This is a genomic window from Streptomyces sp. NPDC050528, from assembly GCF_044457795.1.
In the GTDB taxonomy this organism is placed as follows: Bacteria; Actinomycetota; Actinomycetes; order Streptomycetales; family Streptomycetaceae; genus Streptomyces.
This window is the reverse complement of the sequence record NZ_JBITHH010000001.1, coordinates 717,369-736,664: the sequence shown is the minus strand read 5'-3', so window position 1 is coordinate 736,664 and position 19,296 is coordinate 717,369. Positions and strand designations below refer to the sequence as shown.

Below are 19,296 nucleotides of genomic sequence, written 5' to 3'. Positions count from 1 at the left end.
AGCCATCATGTCCATCGAGCCGCCGAACAGGACCGACGCGCCCGTCCAGAACACTCCGGTACCGCCGGAGACCGACGAACTCGCCCTCAGGCTGTGCCGCGCCCTTGTCTGCGCCGCCGTCGACCCGGCACTGTCTGGTGTGCTGCTGTTCGATCTGGAACCCCAGTTGCTCGACCCGGTGACACGTCTCTTCGGCCGGATCCTCAGCGGTGCCCGAGAGCCGGTACGTCCCGCCCTCATGCTGGGGGCCACGAGCCGGGACGAGGACCTGTGGACGCGGCCCGTACTTCTGCAAGAACCCGACGGCATCTCGTTCCGGATGGAGCCCGGCCCGCTGATCGAGGCGGACGGCCACCCCGGAGTCCCACCGGTGGTCGTGGTTCCGGACCTGACCCGGCTGAGCGTGGCCGGCATGCGGGCTGCCGTCCAGCTACTGGGGGCCGACGTGACCGTGGTCGAGTACGCCGGACTGCGCCACCGGGCCAGGCCACGGGCTCGCTGGCTGGCCACGTGCCGATCCGTCGACGCGGGACGACCCACTAGTCACCTGCTCGACCGGTTCGCCCTCAGGCTGCCCGTCTCCGGACTACGGCTGCCGGAGCCCGACCGGCTGCTCGCGGCGCTGCCACCCGGCTGGCTGGACGCCGCCCGAGACGCCCAGGAGGCATCGGTGCCGACCGCCACGGTCGGTGATGAAGCACTGACCCGCGTACAGGAGTTGCTCGGGCCGGAGGTCAACATCCGCAGGGAACTCTCCTTGGCCAGACTCGCCCGTGCCCTGGCCACGCTCGACGGAGAGCGGTCGGCCACCGCCCGGCACTGCGATGCGGCGGCCCGGCTCATGGGGTTGACGGCGCCCGGAGCGCCGCCGCCCGCGGACTCGGCCGGGGACGTGCCGGAGTCGTCGTCTCCCTCACCCGGCCTGGGCAGCCGGCCGCACGGAGGCCCCGGAGAACGACTGCGGACGGAACAGGACGAGCGGCATCGTGCCGAGGGGGTCGAACCACTGCTGGAGTCCGAACCGGCCGAGGGCGTCGGGGCGGGGCGCGGCGGCACCCACACGGTTCTCGCCACCCCGTACCCCGAGGACGAGGCCGACGCGCTGCACGAGTTCGCGCCGCTGCGTAGCCCCTGGCAGCGTACGGCGGGACCGGCCTCGCTGCGCGGAGTGGCGATCGGCACTCGACGGGCCACGGATCTGAGCGATCTCGCCCATGTGCGCACTGTCCGGGAAGCGGCCGTGCACCAGCGTATCCGTCGGACGGAGCGGTTCACGGTTTCGCCGGTCGACCTCCACAGCCATGTACGCGCCGGCACTCCTGAGCACTTGCTCGTGCTGCTCCTCGACCACACCTGCCGGGTCGACGACTGGGACTGGCAGGACGTCGTCACCCCGTTCCTGGAATGGGCGTACACGCGACGGGCCGCGGTCCAGGTCGTCGAGATCGGCAGCGCCGAGACCGGCGACGAACTGCGGGCGGAGTCCTTCGCCGCGCGCAGCGTCCTCGATCCGAGGATCCTGCCCGCCCTGTACCGGTCGCCGGGCCGGGCCAGCCCGCTCGCGCACGGCATCGAGCAGGCGGTGCACGCGCTGCGGCGGTCCTTCCGTCAGCACGGCAGCAGTCTCGCGGAGGCGTGGCTCGTGGTGGTCACGGACGGCCGGGGCAATGTTCCGCTGCACGTCAGCCAGACCGGGCGGCTGACGGGCCCGGTCGGAGCGCAGGGCGTCGAGGACGCCCTGCGGGCCGCGGCCGGCGTCAACGCCATGGACCGCACGAGGCTGCGGGTCGCCGTCGTCGACGCGCAGCGGGAGCCGTACGGGGACCTGCCGTTCGCGTTGGCGGACGCGCTGGGCGGGACAGTGCTCGATGGACCGTCAAGGCCCTCCCCGACGACCCGTGAAGGAGGTGCCGGTGAGCGGTGAGCCGCCGCGCGCCGCCCGCTGGCTGACGGGCACGGGGACAGCGATCCGGCGGGCCGCGTTCCCTGCCCTGCAGGCGGCCGCGAGGCGTGAGTCCGCGGCGGTGCTGCAGTTCCGCCGTCCGTCCGGTCCGCCCTCGGGAACCGGCAGCGGCCCCGCCCGGCCCTACGAGCGTCTGGAGGACGGCTACGCGATGCTCCGGGTCATCCGGACGGCGGGCTTCGGCAACCAGGACGGTTACCAACTCCACGGATCGTGCGGCGAGTTCACGGTGACCTGCCGGACCGGACCGACCCGTCTCGTGGCACCCGGCGTCAGTCTCGGCACCATCAGGGAGACCGGCGAGTTCCCGTCGGAGACCCTGCGCGGGATCCAGCTCTGGTCCGCCAACCAGAGCGAACTCGCCGACTGGATCAACCTCATCCGCGACCGGCACGGCGACAGGCTGCGCCTCATCGTGTGGGACGACACCGGGTTCGAACTGCCTTGGGAGTTGTTCTGGGTGCCCGCCGACGAACGGCACGGCCTGGCCGGCGGGTTGCTGGGCGCGCTGCTCGTCATGGCCCGCTGGACCACCGTGCACGGCGTGGACGAGAGCCTGCCCCGGCACACGGGCGACTGCCATGGCCGAGTCCTCGCCTATCTGCACGAGGACATGACCGCCGACGGCGGGGTCTTCGTCCCCTACGCGCATCAGGTGCACGACGCGATGACGCCGTTTCTTCAAGCCCTCGATCTCCCTCTGCCCGACGAGCGCACCGGACTGGTCTACATGGGGTGTCACGGCACGTACGGCGAGGCCGTCATGCGGCTCACCCTCGGCGACCGGACCTGGGCTGAGTTCAACACCCGGGACATGCATGTGCTGCGCGAGGACCGCGCGCTCGTCTGTCTCAACGCCTGCCATTCAGGTCGCTTCGTTCACAACCGCGTCCAGGGCGAGGAGGCGCTGCGCGGTTTCGCCGAACTCTTCCTGCGCAAGGGCGCAGGCGGGTGCATCGTCACGGCCGGGGAGGTCGGGGACCAAGAGGCCAGGGGGATGGTCCGCCGACTGTTGCACGAGGTCGCCGCGCACCCCGACCGTCCCGTCACCGAGACCCTGCGGGACTTCCGGGCTCGCGCGGTCGAGGACTTCGGCACTCTGGCGGCGATCCCGACGACGCGCAACGATGACGGGCAGGTCGACAAAGTCGGGCAGAAACGGGTTCTGCGGCTGCTTTATGCCTTCATGTTCCATTACTACGGGCATCCGCTCACCACACTGCGGCTCGTCGCCGGCAATGGGCACAGTGCCTGGGGAGGGGGCCCATGGTGAACCTCGACGAGCACCCGCTGCTGATCGAACCGGTCGTGGCCTGGCCGAGGGTGGCCGAGACGGAGTGCGACTACCTCGTCACCGTCGACCTGCGCGGCCCGCTCCCGGAGGGGCAGGACATGGCACGGGCCTGGCCCTACCCAGAGGAGGAGTTCACCTTCACCGTCGCGCTCGACGGCTCTCCGTACTTCGTGTGCACCGCGCTCGACGAACCGAGCGTCGTACTGCACCGGTTCGGCGGCACGTACGGTCCGGCGTACTTCAGGGTGTCGACGGGCCGAGCCACCGGCCACGGTGCACTCTGGCTCACCGTCAGCAACCAGTGGGGCGTGCCTGTCCGCAAGGCCGAACTGCGCGCCGAGATCAGGGAGAGCACACCTGGGCGGGCGCCGGCGGCGCGACTGGCAGAGGTGGCGCGGGAGCGTGCCTCCTCGGCACGGTTGCCGGAGCGGTCCGGAGACATCCCCTGGGTTCAGGACCGGCCGACCGGCCGGCGAACCGTCGCGTTCCCGACGGCGCCGGCGCCCGGCGGAAGCACCTCACCGGGTCCGGAACAACGGCCGTTGCGCGTCGGACGGCAGACGATCACCATCAGCTTCACCCCCTTCGACCAGAGCTGGGCCAACTGGATCGGACATCGCCTGGAGCGGCGCGGCCACCGTGTCGTGCTGCAGCGTTGGGACCCGCCGCCGGACGCCTCCCTGGAGGAGTCACTGCGTGACCTTCTGCTGGCGCCCGGCCCGGTTCTTCTGCTCCTCAGCGACCAGTACCTCAGGTCCGGGGCGCACACCGAGGGGGAGTGGCACTCGGCGCTGGGTGAGGTCGTCGTCCCAGAGACGGAGCGCATCGCCGCGGTGTCGGTGGCTCCTTCGCTCCCGTCGATGCCGGCTCTCGACTCCGTCAGCCTGCATGACGTGAGTTCCGACGAGGCCGAACGCAGGCTCCTGGACCGGCTTGCGCTGCCCGCCGATGCCGAGCAGGGGGCCACGGCCGACACTGACGACGGCCCGCCCTTCCCCGTCCACACTCTTCGGGTGTGGGGCAGGATCCCCGAGCGCAACGAGCGGTTCACCGGCCGGGTACCCCTGCTCAACACGGCCTACGAACGGCTTCAGCGTGAGAGCCGGGTCACTCTGTGCGGCCTGTCCGGAGTCGGCAAGACCCAGCTGGCCGCCGAGTACGCCTACCGTTTCGCGTACGGATACCACGTCGTGTGGTGGATCAACGCAGGCAATCGCGCGGCCTTCCGGCAAGGACTCGCCGACCTGGCGCCGGCACTGGGCCTGCAGACCGGTGCCGACTACGGCGAGCGCCTGCGCGCGGTCCGCGAGGCGCTGCGTAGAGGGGACCCCTACCCGCGCTGGCTGATCATCCTGGACGGCGCGGACGACCCGGACCAGGTCCAGGACCTGGTACCGGCCGGACCGGGCCATGTGCTGATCACATCCTGCAACCAGGAGTGGGGTGCGCACCGCAGCGCGCTGGTGCAGGTGCCCGCCTACGACCGCGCCGAGTCGGTGGACTTCATCCGCCGCCGCGCGCCACGGCTGACCGATGACGACGCCCGTCGGCTGGCGGAGGCGCTTGCCGACCTGCCCCTGGCTCTCGATCAGACGGCCGGCTGGCTGGACGAGTCGGGCATGTCGGTGGCGGAGTACTTGGAACTCCTGGCGAGGGACTTCTCCCTGGACACCAGGGTCGCGGTCTCCCAAGACTTCCCAAGGACCTTTCGAGCGGCTTGGACCGTCCTGTTGGAAAGGCTCCGCGCGGCCTGCCCGGACTCGGTACTGCTGCTGCGGTTGTGCACGTTCTTCGCGCCCGACGCCGTACCCCTGCGGCTCCTGCGGGAAACGCCGGTCGACGGCCTGCCGCCCGCCGTGGTCCGGCTGCTCACGGACAGGGACCGCTGGAACGACGCTGTGGGGCAACTTCGCACCTATTCGGTGGTTCGCATCGAGCATCCGGCGCAGGACTTGTCGAACGAGGTCCTGTCCATGCACCGGATGGTGCATCAGACCGTTCGTGACGACATGCCCGCCGATGAGCACCGGGAACTCTCCGACGTGGCCTGGCGATCACTCGTCGCGGCCGATCCGGGTACCCCGGGCGAGGCGAGCGTGTGGCCGCGATACGCCGAGTTCGTCCCGAATCTGGAGTACGCGGACGTGCTGTCCCGGGACGCGTCCGCCGCACACCAACTGGTCCTCAACTGCCTGCGGTATCTGTATCTTTCAGGCGAGTACGAGACGGGCATTCGGTTGGCCGAGCAGGCATTGTCGGTCTGGGAACAACTCCAGGACGAGCAACCGGACTTGCTCTGGGAGCTCGGCTATCACTACGCCAACCTGCTGCGCGCCGTGGGCGATTACCGGCGCAGTGAGATCGTGAACCGGGCGGCCATGGAGCAGTTCCGCTCTGTGGGCGGGGCGAGGGACCCTCGATATCTCCGTGCGGTCGGCAGCCTTGCCGCGGACCTGCGGGCGTTGAGCGGTTACGAGGAAGCACTCGATCTGTCGGAGAAGGTGTGGGAGGGCTACCGCGAGCTTGAAGGCGAACGGAAGCCGGTCACTTTGTCGGCCGAGAACAACATTGCTGTCTCGCTCAGGCTGCTCGGCCGATACAACGAGGCCGCCGAGATCAGTCGGCGAGTTCTGCGGGCCCGTGAGCAGGTTGTGGGGTTTGACCACTTCAGGACTCTGCACTCGGAACTTCAATGTGCGACCGACCTGAGACTCATGGGTCGCTATGACGAAGCCCAAAGTCTTCAAAGGACGAATACGGCCCGCCACCAGCAAATCATGGGCGACGGCCACCCTCAGACCCTCCAAGCCCTCTACAACCTGGCCCAGTGCCAGTACCGGACCGGCGACATCCAGAGCGCGGGACCGCGTTTCGCCGCTGTGCTGGACAGGAGCGAACGGCTCAGTGGCAAGGACGATCCCCTCACCCTCATGTTCGCCGTCGCCCACTGCTGCCACGAACGTGAGCACGGCGACGTGGACCACGCCCGACGTCTCAGCGAGTCCATCGTGGACAGGTACGAGACCCTGCTCGGTCCCGACCACCCCTACGCGGCCGGAGCCCGGGCCAACCACGCCCTCATCCTCCGCACAGTGGGTGAGCACAGGCAGGCCCACGCCCTCGGGGAACGGTCACTCGCCGACATGACCCGCGCCGTTGGACAGTCCCACCCCTGGACGCTCGGCTGCGCGGTGAACGTCGTCGCCGGCAGTCCCGACCGCTCCCCGACGATCACCGCACTCGGCCAGGAGACGGTGGCCCACGCGACCGCGACCCTTGGCGCCGGGCATCCACTCACCCTCACGGCACAGGCGGCCCTCGACGGTCCCGACGACCACCCGCACTGGGACTTCGAGCCACAGACCACCTGAGACCTGAGGCGGAGCCGAAACCCCGAGGGGCCGCCCCCGGATTCCTCCGGAGACGGCCCCTCGGCAAGTACTGCTGTGCCGTTGTTCGAGACCTACGCCTCGAACACCTCCCGCACCAACTGCTCCTGCTCAGCCTGATGCCGCTTCGCCGACCCCACCGCCGGAGACGACGAGTGCGGGCGCGAGATCCGCCGCAGCCGCTCCCCGTGAGGAACATCCGCGCCGACCGCGAGGTCCAGGTGGTCGATCAGGTTGAGGGCGATGAACGGCCACGCACCCTGGTTCGCCGGCTCCTCCTGGGCCCACAGGTACTTCTCGACGTTCGGGTACTTGTTGACCTCCGCCTGGAGCTCCGCACCCGGCAGCGGGTACAGGCGCTCGACGCGGATGATCGCCACGTCCGTCGTGCCGCGCTTGGCGCGCTCGGCCTCCAGGTCGTAGTACAGCTTGCCCGTCACGAAGACGACCTTGCGCACCGCGGCCGGGTCCGTCACCGTCTCGTCGCCGATGACCGGGCGGAACGCGCCCGTCGTGAACTCCTCCGTCTTCGACGCGGCGGCCTTGAGGCGCAGCATCGACTTCGGGGTGAAGACCACCAGCGGCTTGTGGTGCGGGTTGTGCACCTGCCACCGCAGGAGGTGGAAGTAGTTCGACGGGAGCGTCGGCATCGCGACCGTCATGTTGTTCTGCGCGCAGAGCTGGAGGAAGCGCTCCACGCGAGCCGAGGAGTGGTCCGGGCCCTGGCCCTCGTAGCCGTGCGGGAGCAGGAGCGTGACGCCGCTCGTCTGGCCCCACTTCTGTTCCGCCGCCGAGATGTACTCGTCGACCACCGACTGCGCGCCGTTGACGAAGTCGCCGAACTGCGCCTCCCACATCACGAGCGCGTCGGGACGGGCCAGCGAGTAGCCGTACTCGAAGCCCATGACCGCGTACTCGGAGAGGAGCGAGTCGTAGACGTTGTAGCGCGCCTGGTCCTCGGAGAGGTACTGGAGCGGGGTGTAGTCCTCGCCCGTCTGGCGGTCGATGAGGACCGCGTGGCGCTGGCCGAACGTGCCTCGGCGGGAGTCCTGGCCGGACAACCTGACAGGCGTGCCTTCCAGCAGCAGCGAGCCGATCGCCAGCGTCTCGCCCATGCCCCAGTCGATCGTCCCGTCCTCGACCATCGTCGCCCGGCGCTGCAGCTGGGGCAGCAGGCGCGGGTGGACGTGGAAGTTGTCCGGGATGTTGACCTGGGACTCGGCGATCCGCTTCACGACCTCCGTGGAGATCGCCGTGGAGACCGCGACCGGGAACTCCGCCTGCGGGTCCGACATGGGCGCCGCGCCCGGCTGGGCCGTCGCCTCGCGGACCTCCGTGAAGACCTTCTCCAGCTGGCCCTGGTAGTCCTGGAGGGCTTGTTCGGCTTCCTCAAGGGTGATGTCGCCTCGGCCGATCAGCGACTCGGTGTACAGCTTGCGCACCGAGCGCTTCTTGTCGATCAGGTCGTACATCAGGGGCTGGGTGAAGGCCGGGTTGTCCGACTCGTTGTGACCGCGGCGGCGGTAGCAGATGAGGTCGATCACCACGTCCTTGTTGAACGCCTGACGGAACTCGAAGGCCAGGCGGGCAACGCGGACGACGGCCTCGGGGTCGTCGCCGTTCACGTGGAAGATCGGGGCCTCGATCATCCTCGCCACGTCCGTCGCGTACATCGACGAGCGGGACGACTCCGGCGCGGCCGTGAAGCCGACCTGGTTGTTGATGACGATGTGGATCGTGCCGCCCGTGCGGTAACCGCGCAGCTGCGACATGTTGAGCGTCTCGGCCACCACGCCCTGGCCCGCGAAGGCCGCGTCACCGTGCAGGGCCAGCGGGAGGACCGTGAAGTCCGTGCCGCCCTTGTTGATGATGTCCTGGCGGGCGCGGACGATGCCCTCGATGATCGGGTCGACCGTCTCCAGGTGGGACGGGTTCGCCGCGAGAGTGACCTTGATCTGCTCGCCGTCCAGGCCGGTGAAGGTGCCCTGGGCGCCCAGGTGGTACTTCACGTCGCCGGAGCCGTGCATCGACTTCGGGTCGAGGTTGCCCTCGAACTCGCGGAAGATCTGGGCGTACGACTTGCCGACGATGTTCGCGAGCACGTTCAGGCGGCCGCGGTGGGCCATGCCGATGACGACCTCGTCGAGGCGCGACTCGGCCGCGCTGTCGATGACCGCGTCGAGCAGCGGGATGACCGACTCGCCGCCCTCAAGGGAGAAGCGCTTCTGGCCTACGTACTTCGTCTGCAGGAAGGTCTCGAAGGCCTCCGCCGCGTTCAGGCGGCGCAGGATGCGCAGCTGCTCCTCGCGCTCCGGCTTGGAGTGCGAGCGCTCGATGCGGTCCTGGATCCACTTGCGCTGCTTCGGGTCCTGGATGTGCATGAACTCGATGCCGGTGGTGCGGCAGTACGAGTCGCGCAGCACGCCGAGGATGTCGCGCAGCTTCATCAGGGACTTGCCGGCGAAGCCGCCGACCGCGAACTCCCGCTCCAGGTCCCACAGGGTGAGGCCGTGCTCGGTGATGTCCAGGTCGGGGTGCTTGCGCTGGCGGTACTCCAGCGGGTCGGTGTCGGCCATGACGTGGCCGCGGACCCGGTAGGAGTGGATCAGCTCGAAGACGCGGGCGGCCTTCGTCACGTCGTTGTCGTGCGACGCGTCGATGTCCTTGAGCCAGCGGACCGGCTCGTACGGGATGCGCAGCGCCTCGAAGATCTCGTCGTAGAAGCCGCTCTCGCCGAGCAGGAGGTTCGCGACGACCCGCAGGAACTCGCCGGAGGCGGCGCCCTGGATGACCCGGTGGTCGTAGGTCGACGTGAGCGTCATGACCTTCGAGATGCCGAGCTTGTTCAGGGTGTCCTGGCTCGTGCCCTGGAACTCGGCCGGGTAGTCCATCGAGCCGACGCCCATGATGACCGACTGACCGGGCATCAGACGCGGGACCGAGTGGACGGTGCCGAGGCCGCCGGGGTTGGTCAGCGAGACCGTGACACCGGTGAAGTCGTCCATCGTCAGCTTGCCGTCGCGGGCGCGGCGGACGATGTCCTCGTAGGCCTGCCAGAACTCGAAGAAGTTCAGCGTCTCGGCCTTCTTGATGCCGGCGACGACGAGCTGGCGGTCGCCGTTGGGCTTCACCAGGTCGATGGCGAGACCGAAGTTGACGTGCTCCGGCTTGACCAGGGTCGGCTTGCCGTCCTTCTCCACGAAGGAGTAGTTCATCGACGGCATGGCCTTGATGGCCTGCACCATCGCGTAGCCGATGAGGTGGGTGAAGGAGATCTTCCCGCCCCGGGCACGCTTCAGGTGGTTGTTGATGACGATGCGGTTGTCGAAGAGCAGCTTGACCGGGACCGCGCGCACCGACGTGGCGGTGGGGACCTCGACCGAAGCGTTCATGTTCTTCGCGACCGCGGCGGCGGGACCGCGCAGCGTCACGAACTCCGGGCCACCGGCGGCCTCGGCCGCGGGCTCCGCCTTCTTCGGCTGAGCGGCCGGGGCCGCCGCCTTCGCAGGCGCCGGAGCCGGGGCTACGGCCTTCACCGGCGCCGGAGCGGCCGCTGCGGGCGCCGGCGCGGGGACCGCCGGAGCGGCAGGCGCGGCGGGCGCAGCAGGAGCGGCCGGAGCCGGGGCTGCGGGTGCCGCCTGGGCCGGAGGGGTGGAGGTCCCTGCGGCCCCCGCGGCCGCAGTACCCGCCGAAGTCGAGGTCGGGGCGGCAGCCGCGCCCGGCTTGTAGTCGGCGAAGAAGTCCCACCAGGCTCGGTCTACCGAGTTCGGATCCTGGAGGTACTGCTGATAGATCTCGTCGACGAGCCACTCGTTGGGCCCGAACGCCGCCGCGGGATTCTTACCCGCGGCTTGGTCGGACTCGGTCGAGATGGTCGAGTTACTGGGGGACTGTGACGACACGGCGGCAACCGCCCTCTTCCGCTTCACAAGGTGATGGACAGCGGGAATTAAGGCTACGCCCCCATGACGGCCAAGGTCAGGTCGGGCCGGTCCATCGTCGCGTAAGTCACATCGGAAAGTGTGTTTCGGGGCCTGAAATGGCGGGAAACAAGCGTGGTTCCGCTACGGAAGAGGTGTGTTGGTGCGGGCCGGGCGCGCGAACGGCGCGGGCCTGTGCCTGATCACACGTGTCCGTCAGCGCGGACCGTCGTGGATCTTGGGGCTCCGGGTCGAACTTTACGTCAACTTGGCACGGAAGACAGTCCCGGGAGAGTGACGATAATCCTGCAGCCACGGTCGGATTCGGCCACACCGATCCGGCCGCCGTGCAGATCCACCGCCCAGCGGGCGATCGCCAGGCCGAGGCCCGTACCGCCGTCGCTGCCCGGTCCGTGCGGCGAGCTGACCGCTCCCCGGTTGAACCGCTCGAAGATGTGCGCCCACTGCGCCTTCGGGATCCCGGGCCCCTCGTCCAGGACCTCCAGCTCCAGCGACTCCGGCAGCGACCCGCGCCGCGCCTTCACCGTCACCCGGCCGTGCGCGGGGCTGTGCTTGACCGCGTTGTCGATCAGGTTGGCGACGACCTGGTGGATCCGCTCCGGATCGGCGAGCGCGGTCAGCTCCGGCGGGGACACGTCCAGGTGCAGATGGACGTCCGTGCGCGTATGACTCCCCGAGCCCGACGCGATGCCCGCACGCGCGGAGGCGACCATGTTGGCCTCCTTGAGCACGCCCGAGAGATACGGCCACACCTCGAACCGGCGGGTCTTCAGCGGTACGACCCCGTTGTCCAGCCGGGAGAGGTCGAGCAGCGTCTCCACGAGACGTCCCAGCCGCTCGGTCTGCTTCAGCGCCGTCCGCATGGTCTCCGGGTCGGCGGCCGAGACGCCGTCGACGACGTTCTCCAGTACGGCGCGCAGGCCCGCGATGGGGGTGCGCAGCTCGTGCGAGACGTTCGCCACGAGCTCCTTGCGCTGGCGCTCCTGGGCCTCCAGCTCGTCGGCCATGACGTTGATCGTCCCGGCCAGGTCGCCCAGTTCGTCACGGCGGTTCTCGCGCACCCGGCGGGTGTAGTCGCCGTGCGAGATCGACCGGGCCACCGCGTTCATCTCGTCCAGCGGCGCGGTGAGCGAATGGGCCACGAACTGCGTTATCAGCAGTGTGGCGATCATCGAGAAGACCGTGATGAAGCGCAGCTCCGTCGCCGTGCGCATGGCGATCATCATCAGCCCGGTGGTGATGAGCACCGCGATGACGACCAGAGCACCCAGCTTGGTCTTGATCGAGAACGGGCGTACGCCGCCCCAGGGCTCCCCGGGGCTCCTCCGTGACGTCGGCCCTTGGCTCATGGCGTCGGTGTCTCCAGTGCGTAGCCCACGCCGTGCACCGTGCGGATCCGCTCGGCGCCGATCTTCCGGCGCAGCGCCTTGATGTGGCTGTCGACCGTACGCGTGCCGGAGGCGTCCGCCCAGTCCCACACCTCGGCGAGCAGCTGCTCGCGCGAGAGCACGGCACGCGGGGTGTTCGCCAGGCAGACCAGCAGGTCGAACTCGGTGGGCGTGAGATGGACGTCCTCGCTGCGCACCCGTACCCGGCGCTGCGCGTGGTCGATCTCCAGCTCGCCGAGGCGCAGGATGCCCGAGCGCGGGGTGGACGCGGCCACCACGGCACGCTCCACCCGGCGCAGCAGGACGTGCACCCGCGCGGCCAGCTCCCGCATCGAGAACGGCTTGGTCATGTAGTCGTCGGCGCCGACCCCGAGCCCGACCAGCATGTCGGTCTCGTCGTCGCGCGCGGTGAGCATCAGCACCGGCACCGGGCGGGCGGCCTGCACACGGCGGCAGACCTCCAGCCCGTCGAAGCCGGGCAGCATGATGTCGAGGATCAGCAGATCGGGCTGCCAGGCCTCGGCGGTGTCGACGGCCGACGGCCCGTCGCCCGCGGTCTGCACGAGAAATCCCTCGGCGCGCAGACGGGCCGCGATGGCGTCGACGATCGTCGGGTCGTCCTCGACCACCAGCACCCGGCGCTGTGCGCCCGGCGTGGCCGTGGCCGTGCCGTTGTGGGAGGTATGTGTCTGCTCCATCGCCCGCCCCTGAAGTGTGCTTTCCGGAACCAGTGGGGTGATCCCATGACTGCGCTTGACGCTTGAATGATCTGCGTCAGGGAAGCAGGGTACGGGGAGTAACGGCGGCTTTGCTATCCAGGTCGTACGGCGAGGTGCACGACGTCGGGAACGCCTCGGTCAACGGGGATCTCTTCGGTACGCACCCGTTGGAACCCGGCATTCCATAAGGTTCGCTCAAATTCCGGAGAGGGCTGCGCCGACCATACGGCGAGTACCCCTCCCGGTCTCAACACCCTTGCGCAGCTTGCCAGTCCGGCCGCTGAGTACAGGCTGTCGTTGCCCTCGGTGACGGTCCAGCCGGGGCCGTTGTCGATGTCGAGGCAGAGCGCGTCGAAAGTGGCGCAAGTCTCATTGACGAAAGCGACTAGGTCCGTTTTCACAATGTCGGTCCGCGGATCGGCGAGAGCGGCCGCGGAGAGCGCCGACAGGGGTCCTGAACGGTGCCATTCGACGATCGCGGGTTCCCGTTCGACGACCGTGATCCGACCCCAGCGGGCGTCGGCGGCGGCATGCGCCAGCGAGAAGCCGACGCCGAGTCCGCCGATCAACACATGAGGTTCGGGGCGCGAGTCGAGGGCGTCGCGTGCGGCGTCGACCAGCAGCCGCTCCGACCGCCCGTCCGAAGTGTCCATCAGGAAGCACCCGTTGGCGATGATCTGGAGCAACTCCCCGTGCCGGCGCAGCACGACCTCGCCGTAGGGGCCCTCGCGACGGTCCAGGACAACGGGGCCGTCGTACGCGGGAACGCTGTCGTACGCGGTGGTCATGCCCCTCATCCTGGCAGTTTCACCGGATCGTGCAGCCGAATTAACCCAGGGCGAACACGTCCGGGTGCAAGGTACCTGCGGACGCGTGAGAAGGCTTTCAGGTTGCTGTGAATCGGCTCTCGCGTGGCGTCGGTCATAGACAGCGACTGGTGGGACGGCGAAGGGTGGGGTGTGAACCGGAAGGAGCGCCTCACCGTGGAACGGATCGCGACGGCCGACACCCAGGCCTCGGCCACGCCTCCGGGCGGCCCCTCGGTCGACGACCCCGGTCTGCTGGACGCGATGCCGAGACAGCGGGAAGTGCTGGACGGGGCCGGGGAGTTGAGGTTCGGCACCCCGACCCCGGTGGCGGTGTCCGTCTCGGCGTCCACCCCCGCCGTTCCTGGCGAGCCGTACGTTCTGACCGCGCTGCGCCGCGTCCGCCCCTGGCGCCTCCTGCCGACGCCCACCGGCACACCGTTCACCTTCTGCTACGGCGTGCTGCTCGTCGTGACGTCGCTGGTGACGCAGTACGCGGATCCCGCCTTCGTGACCCAACTGCACCAGGCGTCCAGCACGGACGTCACCCACCTCCTCCGCGACCCGTTCCTCGTCCTGGTCGCGTCCGCGCTGTGGATCGTGGGCGGGATGGTCTCGCCGTACGCGTTCCTGTTCCTGCTGGTGCTGACCGCGCTGGAACGCAGGATCGGCGGGCTACGGGCGGCCGGTGTCTTTCTCTTCGGGCACATCCTGGCCACGCTCGCGACCGAAGGGACCGTGGGGTTCGCGGTGTTGGCGGGCCACCTGCCCGCCACGTCCCTGCACCGCCTCGACTACGGCATCAGCTTCGGCGTCGCGACGAGCATAGGAGCGCTGGCCGGCCTCCTGCGCCCATGGCTCGGCCTCCCGCTGATCACCCTGTTCGGCTGGACCCTGGTCCAGGACCTGATCGCGTTCACCGACCCCATGACGAACTGGGGCCATCTGATCTCGCTGACGATAGGCGTCGCGACCTGGCCGCTGATACGACGCTGGGCACGGGCGGCAAGGGCGGCTTCGACGGAGGTTTCTCAGGTCGGTACGGCTCGGGTCGAGGTCGCGCGGGTCTGACTCCCTGACTGTCTGGCCCGGCCGTGTCGGGCTGGTGTATTGATGGCGTGGAGAGCCGGTCGTGGTCCTGGGCGGGGGAGGTCCGAGTGACGGATGCGGATGCGGATGCGGTACGGCGGATCGAGCGGGCGATCGGCGCAACTGGCCTTGTGGTGGCCGGAGTTGCCGAGGGCCAGTGGGTGAAACCCACCCCGTGCACGGAATGGGACGCCAGGGCTGTTCTCAATCACACCGTAGGCGGCATGCGCATCTTCGCCGCCGAACTGAACGGCACCGATCCGGGTGCCGAGCACGAGTCCGACTGGCTGGGTACCGATCCCAAGGGTGCGTACGCCGACGCGGCGGAGGTGGACCGCGCGGCGTGGAACCGCCCCGGCGCCCTGGACACCACGGTCCATATCTCGCTGGGCGCGCTGCCCGGTCCGACGGCCGCGCTGATCCATTTCACGGAGGTCTGCGTCCACGGCGTGGACCTGGCGGTCGCGACGGGCCAACAGGCGGTGCTGGACGAGGAGTTGTGCGCGGAACTGCTGTCGGTGATGCGAGGCATGGGCGGCTTCGACGCCTTCCGTGTGCCCGGCGTCTTCGGCCCGGAGGTCCAGCCTGCGCCGGGGGCGGCCCCGCACGGGCAGTTGCTGGCCTACTTGGGTCGCACGGCCGCCTGATCCGCTCGGTCCGGTGACCACACGTACGGCGTGGTCGTCGTGACCGCCCGGAAGCCCAGCCGGCGCAGGATCGGGGCGCTGTCGTCCGAGGCGTCCACCTGGAGATACGGCACTCCTCGCGCGGCGGCGAGGGCGGCCCGGGTGGCGACCAGGGCGCGGTAGACGCCCTTGCCGCGCCATTGCGTGACGGTCGAACCGCCGCGCAGCCCCGCGAAGTCGGAGTCGCCGTAGAAGACGAGCCAGGACGCGGAGATCACCTCGTCGTCCGCCTCCGCGACGTAGACCGCGAGCTCGTCCGGGGTGGCGGTGATCCGGCCGAGCAGTTCGTTCGCCAGCCAGGTCAGGTCGATGCCCCAGATCGCCGACTCCATGGCTGCGATCCGGCGCAGGTCGGCCGCCTCGGCGACGCGACGCACGGTGACCCCGTCGGGCAGCGCGGGCTCCTCTGCCGCCAACTCCTCGGTCCGTCCGATCAGTACGGTCTCCTGGTCCTCGGGCACGAAACCCGCCGCGCGGAGCCGGTCGGTGAGGTCGGCCGGTTCGTCATGACCCCGGATCTTCCACTCCACACCCTCCCCGCGCGCCGCGAAGAAGTCCCGCTGCCGGACGATCAGTTCATCGAGCGCCCGCCCCCGCACACCCAGATCACGCGGCCCGGTCACGAACCCCCGCGTCTCCCCGACGATCCGCAGCAACGGCCCGTCCTTCTCGTACGTCACGCCGGCGGCGGGCACGGGTGGGGCGCCGCGCATCTGGTCGTCGTAGGCGGCGAGGAGGGTCTGGGTCTCGGTTTCTGTCTCTGTCACCGGGCGACAGTACGAGGGGGTGGGTGAGCCGGGGCAACTGGTTATCGGCGGGGGGTGGTGGTCTTGATGTGGCGTAGGAGGGCGGTGAGTTGGGGGTGGTGGGTGTGGAGCACGGTGGTGGGGGTGTCGCTTTCGCGGAGGGCGAGGGTGTGTGGAGTGGCGCCGATTTCAACGCAGTTCGTCTCCGCCGAACCGGAGTAGGACGACTTCTGCCAGGTGATCTCGGGCATGTCCTCAACTTTCACGGAGACGCGGTACGGGGTGAGGTGGCCTTGATGTGCCCTAGGAAGGCGGCGAGTTGGGGGAGGTGGGTGTGGAGTACGACGGTGGGGGCGTCGCTTTCGCGGAGGGCGAGGGTGGTGTCCGATGCCGCGAGTTCGACGCAGTTGTTGTCCGCCGAGCCGGAGTAGGACGACTTCTGCCAAGTGAACCTGGGCATGTTCCCGCCTTCAGATGCTCTGTGCCACGGAGTGGATGAACTCACGTGACTCCCTCTGCGGAAGCGCGGCCTTGGTGATGCGCTCCACGAGCACACGGTAGTTCGCCAACTGGGTGGGCGCATCGAGGAATTCGGCGCCGATCGCGGTGTCGAGCTGCACGCTGTCGAGCTGGGGCACGGGGCCGGAGACGTACGACATGGTGAGTCCGGGCACCGGAAAGCCGCCCGCGCCGAATGGGATGACGCGTACGGTGACGTTCCGCCGACGTGAGGCTTCGACCAGCTCCTTCAACTGCGCGCGCATGATGTCGGGGCTGCCGAAGTGCAGCCGTAGCGCTGCCTCGTGGAGGAAGAACGTGCACGCGGGCGGATCGTCCCGGTCGAGGATGTCGCGCCGTTTCATCCGGTACGAGAGCCGCCGGCGCAGCTCGGCGCCGGGCCAGGGCGGCACTCGCTCTGCCAGTACGGCACGGGCGTACTCCTCGGTCTGGAGCAGGCCCGGCACGTGAACCAGACCGAACATGCGCAGGCTCACCGCGTGGAATTCCAGCTCGGCGAGGTCCAGCGCCCCCGTGGCGAGGGCGCCGCTGTACTCCTCCCACCATCCGGACCTGCGGTCCTGGGCCATGCCGACCAGAGCGTCGACGTACGACTCGTCCGGTGTGCGGTAGATCGCGGCGAGGGTACGCACCCGCTGCTCGCTCACTCCGAAGCGGGCCAGCTCCACGTTGGTGATGTGCGTGCGGCTGACGCCGAGTTCGGTGGCCGCTTCGTTGATGCTGAGCCCCGACTGCTCGCGCATGCGCCGCAGTTCGGTGCCCAGTCGCAGCTGTCGCAGGGTCGGAGATGTCCTCGGTGGCATAGGCGACAGTCTTGCCCGCGCCACACGATCGGGTCTAGTCGTAGACGAAATAGCGCGAAGTGGTAGCAGATGTTTCCCGGCCTGCTCTACGGTGAGTGCCTGGTCGGTCACAGGACCGCCAATCTCCCTATGTCAGCCAGGAGTTGCCATGGACGGACGTCTCCCCGAACCCCCCTCCGAATGGCGCTACACCCTCCGCGTCCCCCACGACCCCCTCGCCCCGGCCATCGCCCGCGACACCGTCCGCTCCGTCCTCGCCCGTCACGCCCTCCCCGAACTCGCCGACACCGCCGTCCTGTTGACCTCCGAACTGCTCACCAACACCTGGCGTCACGCCCCCGGCCCCGCCTCCCTCAGCCTCAAGTGGGCGGACAAGCGGCTGCGGGCCAGCGTCTGGGACACGGGGTTCCTGCCTCCGTATACGGCGGGCTGCCCGGAGCCGTACGCCGAAGGCGGTCGCGGGCTCGCCCTCGTGGAGCTCTGCGCCGATGCGTGGGGGAGCTTTGTGATGGGGCCGGCTCAGGGCAAGGTCGTGTGGTTCGAGCTGATGTGGGGTGTGCCGGGGTGCGTGGCGGCGTGACAGTGTCGTTGGCCGGGTCCGGTGCAGGGCAAGTAGGCTGCTGGCAGCTGAGGAGGAGGTCCTCTTTGTCCCACCTGGCAACGGTCTCCGAAGTGCGGCTCACCCGCTTCAAGACCTTCCGAGACGCCGTGCTCCCGCTGGAGCCGCTGACCGTGCTCATAGGGCGGAACAGCAGCGGGAAGTCCAATGCGCTGGACGGACTCGACGTGTTGTCCCGGCTGGCCTGGGGCGAGGACGTCCGGGGCGCCCTGGACGGCCGCCGCCGTGACATCGGCGCCGTGCGCGGAGGGCTCGAAGGATGCCCGCCGCACGGGTCGGACGTCTTTGAGCTCGGCTGCACGGTGGACACTCCCTGGGGTGCGCCCGCGATGCTCGACGTGGCCGTACAGGTGCGCCCTGACGTGCGAATCATCTCTGAGCGGCTGTCCGGCCGGATGCGTGATGGGCAGCCGATGCTGCTCCGCTCCCTGGCTCCGGAGTCGGGCAGCGGAAGCATCGTGATCGAGCGGTACGCCGACGGCTCCGAGTGGAAGGCTCGTCTGTCGCTGAAGGGTGACCGGTTGCTCTGTTCTCAGGTCGCCGGCGGATTCGTCTCCGAATTGGTGTTGGAAGGCGACATGATCGAGGCGGCCGACGTAGTGCTCGGTGCGTTGCGTGGGGTGTTCCACCTGGACCCTGTGCCGCACCTGATGCGCCAATACGTGCCCGCGCGCGACGCCGAGCTGCGGCGCAGCGCGGAGAACCTCTCAGCGACGGTCGGCCGTATCGCCAAGCGGGCGCCGGAAGAGTTCGCCCAGCTCGAAGCCGCGCTGCGCCGCATTGCCGAGCACCCCATCGAACACTTGCGAACCACGCGGTCAGACCTCGACGACGTCATGCTCGTCGTCGACGAAGGCCAGGGCGGCATCACCCCGGCACGGGAAATGAGCGACGGCATGCTGCGGTTCCTCGCGATCGCCACCGCGCTGATCACTGGTCGGCACGGCGTCGATATCGACGTCGGACCAAGTGCGAAACCCAGCCTCACCCTGGTCGTCGAGGAACTGGAGAACGGTCTGCACCCCTCGCAGGCCAACCTCCTGTTGGATCTGCTGCACCAGGCCGTGGCCCGCGAACGGACACAGGTGCTGGTCACCACCCACAGTCCAGCGCTGCTCTCCGCGCTCTCTGGCGACGACCATCGCGGAGTGATCGTGTGCGACCGGGAGTCGGGAGCAGGTCTCAGCCGCCTGCAACGGCTGCCGGAGATCGACGGATACGCGGCGGCGATGGCGGAGGGGCGGCTCGGTGACGTAGTCGCCCGGGGCCGTCTCCCGCTGCGGCCCGAGGAACGGGACTACTCCGACTTCGACCGGCTGATGGGGATCGGCTGA

Annotated in this window: 15 protein-coding genes; 7 read left to right on the top strand and 8 right to left on the bottom strand. The window is 69.3% G+C overall.

Annotation, left to right across the window (positions count from 1 at the left end; translation table 11 throughout):
- Nucleotides 1-7: 7 nt before the first annotated feature.
- The 3 genes from ACIBK4_RS03340 to fxsT are packed head-to-tail and all read left to right on the top strand — an operon-like array spanning nt 8 to nt 6,628.
- Nucleotides 8-1,924 carry a magnesium chelatase gene (locus ACIBK4_RS03340; protein WP_398991622.1) on the top strand — a complete coding sequence of 639 codons (1,917 nt, stop codon included), beginning with the start codon at nt 8-10 and terminating at the stop codon, nt 1,922-1,924.
- Nucleotides 1,914-3,236, top strand: coding sequence for a CHAT domain-containing protein (locus ACIBK4_RS03335; protein WP_398991620.1), 1,323 nt, complete (start codon nt 1,914-1,916; stop codon nt 3,234-3,236). The genes ACIBK4_RS03340 and ACIBK4_RS03335 overlap by 11 nt, the downstream gene beginning before the upstream one ends.
- Nucleotides 3,230-6,628: an FxSxx-COOH system tetratricopeptide repeat protein gene (gene fxsT, locus ACIBK4_RS03330; RefSeq protein WP_398991618.1), complete on the top strand. Its 3,399-nt coding sequence runs from the start codon at nt 3,230-3,232 to the stop codon at nt 6,626-6,628. Before ACIBK4_RS03335 ends, fxsT begins: the two co-directional genes overlap by 7 nt.
- 92 nt (nt 6,629-6,720) lie before the next feature.
- Here fxsT and ACIBK4_RS03325 read toward each other — a convergent pair whose 3' ends face one another.
- The 4 genes from ACIBK4_RS03325 to ACIBK4_RS03310 all read right to left on the bottom strand — a co-directional run bounded on the left by ACIBK4_RS03325 (nt 6,721) and on the right by ACIBK4_RS03310 (nt 13,482).
- A complete protein-coding gene (locus tag ACIBK4_RS03325; protein WP_398991616.1) occupies nt 6,721-10,548 on the bottom strand; it encodes a multifunctional oxoglutarate decarboxylase/oxoglutarate dehydrogenase thiamine pyrophosphate-binding subunit/dihydrolipoyllysine-residue succinyltransferase subunit in 3,828 nt (1,275 codons plus the stop codon).
- Nucleotides 10,549-10,829: 281 nt separating this feature from the next.
- Nucleotides 10,830-11,936, bottom strand: coding sequence for a sensor histidine kinase (locus tag ACIBK4_RS03320; protein WP_398991614.1), 1,107 nt, complete (start codon nt 11,934-11,936; stop codon nt 10,830-10,832).
- Complete coding sequence (locus tag ACIBK4_RS03315; protein WP_033282112.1) at nt 11,933-12,673, bottom strand: response regulator transcription factor; 741 nt, start codon at nt 12,671-12,673, stop codon at nt 11,933-11,935. Before ACIBK4_RS03315 ends, ACIBK4_RS03320 begins: the two co-directional genes overlap by 4 nt.
- A 113-nt stretch (nt 12,674-12,786) precedes the next feature.
- The gene (locus ACIBK4_RS03310) at nt 12,787-13,482 is read right to left on the bottom strand and encodes a spermidine synthase (protein WP_398991612.1); all 696 of its coding nucleotides are present in this window, start codon (nt 13,480-13,482) and stop codon (nt 12,787-12,789) included.
- Nucleotides 13,483-13,677: 195 nt separating this feature from the next.
- Here ACIBK4_RS03310 and ACIBK4_RS03305 point away from each other — a divergent pair, with 195 nt between their 5' ends.
- Together ACIBK4_RS03305 and ACIBK4_RS03300 are read left to right on the top strand one after the other, a co-directional pair.
- Nucleotides 13,678-14,571: a rhomboid-like protein gene (locus ACIBK4_RS03305; RefSeq protein ID WP_398991610.1), complete on the top strand. Its 894-nt coding sequence runs from the start codon at nt 13,678-13,680 to the stop codon at nt 14,569-14,571.
- An 86-nt stretch (nt 14,572-14,657) separates the two neighbouring features.
- Nucleotides 14,658-15,236, top strand: a complete 579-nt coding sequence (locus ACIBK4_RS03300) for a TIGR03086 family metal-binding protein (RefSeq protein ID WP_398991608.1) — start codon at nt 14,658-14,660, stop codon at nt 15,234-15,236.
- Here ACIBK4_RS03300 and ACIBK4_RS03295 read toward each other — a convergent pair.
- From ACIBK4_RS03295 to ACIBK4_RS03280, 4 genes are all read right to left on the bottom strand, one after another.
- Nucleotides 15,212-15,988, bottom strand: a complete 777-nt coding sequence (locus tag ACIBK4_RS03295) for a GNAT family N-acetyltransferase (RefSeq protein WP_398992932.1) — start codon at nt 15,986-15,988, stop codon at nt 15,212-15,214. The genes ACIBK4_RS03300 and ACIBK4_RS03295 overlap by 25 nt on opposite strands.
- Nucleotides 15,989-16,083: 95 nt before the next feature.
- Nucleotides 16,084-16,272 (bottom strand): DUF397 domain-containing protein, encoded by a 189-nt coding sequence (locus ACIBK4_RS03290; protein WP_398991607.1) that lies wholly within the window; start codon nt 16,270-16,272, stop codon nt 16,084-16,086.
- Between the two features lie 11 nt (nt 16,273-16,283).
- Entirely contained in the window at nt 16,284-16,481 is a 198-nt protein-coding gene (locus tag ACIBK4_RS03285; protein ID WP_398991605.1) for a DUF397 domain-containing protein, read from the bottom strand.
- Nucleotides 16,482-16,491: 10 nt separating this feature from the next.
- On the bottom strand, nt 16,492-17,343 hold the full coding sequence (locus ACIBK4_RS03280) for a helix-turn-helix domain-containing protein (RefSeq protein ID WP_398991603.1): 852 nt from the start codon (nt 17,341-17,343) through the stop codon (nt 16,492-16,494).
- A gap of 148 nt (nt 17,344-17,491) precedes the next feature.
- On the opposite strand from ACIBK4_RS03280, the gene ACIBK4_RS03275 reads away from it, so the two are divergent.
- On the top strand, nt 17,492-17,923 hold the full coding sequence (locus ACIBK4_RS03275) for an ATP-binding protein (protein ID WP_398991601.1): 432 nt from the start codon (nt 17,492-17,494) through the stop codon (nt 17,921-17,923).
- Nucleotides 17,924-17,988: 65 nt separating this feature from the next.
- Nucleotides 17,989-19,296 carry an AAA family ATPase gene (locus tag ACIBK4_RS03270; protein ID WP_398991599.1) on the top strand — a complete coding sequence of 436 codons (1,308 nt, stop codon included), beginning with the start codon at nt 17,989-17,991 and terminating at the stop codon, nt 19,294-19,296.

Excerpts from the sequence above, each read along its gene's own strand:
- ACIBK4_RS03340 (WP_398991622.1), top strand. The coding sequence starts at position 8 with ATGTCCATCGAGCCGCCGAACAGGACCGACGCGCCCGTCCAGAACACT.
- fxsT (WP_398991618.1), top strand. The coding sequence starts at position 3,230 with ATGGTGAACCTCGACGAGCACCCGCTGCTGATCGAACCGGTCGTGGCC.
- ACIBK4_RS03320 (WP_398991614.1), bottom strand. The coding sequence starts at position 11,936 with ATGAGCCAAGGGCCGACGTCACGGAGGAGCCCCGGGGAGCCCTGGGGC.
- ACIBK4_RS03315 (WP_033282112.1), bottom strand. The coding sequence starts at position 12,673 with ATGGAGCAGACACATACCTCCCACAACGGCACGGCCACGGCCACGCCG.
- ACIBK4_RS03310 (WP_398991612.1), bottom strand. The coding sequence starts at position 13,482 with ATGACCACCGCGTACGACAGCGTTCCCGCGTACGACGGCCCCGTTGTC.
- ACIBK4_RS03295 (WP_398992932.1), bottom strand. The coding sequence starts at position 15,988 with ATGCGCGGCGCCCCACCCGTGCCCGCCGCCGGCGTGACGTACGAGAAG.
- ACIBK4_RS03290 (WP_398991607.1), bottom strand. The coding sequence starts at position 16,272 with ATGCCCGAGATCACCTGGCAGAAGTCGTCCTACTCCGGTTCGGCGGAG.
- ACIBK4_RS03285 (WP_398991605.1), bottom strand. The coding sequence starts at position 16,481 with ATGCCCAGGTTCACTTGGCAGAAGTCGTCCTACTCCGGCTCGGCGGAC.
- ACIBK4_RS03280 (WP_398991603.1), bottom strand. The coding sequence starts at position 17,343 with ATGCCACCGAGGACATCTCCGACCCTGCGACAGCTGCGACTGGGCACC.
- ACIBK4_RS03275 (WP_398991601.1), top strand. The coding sequence starts at position 17,492 with ATGGACGGACGTCTCCCCGAACCCCCCTCCGAATGGCGCTACACCCTC.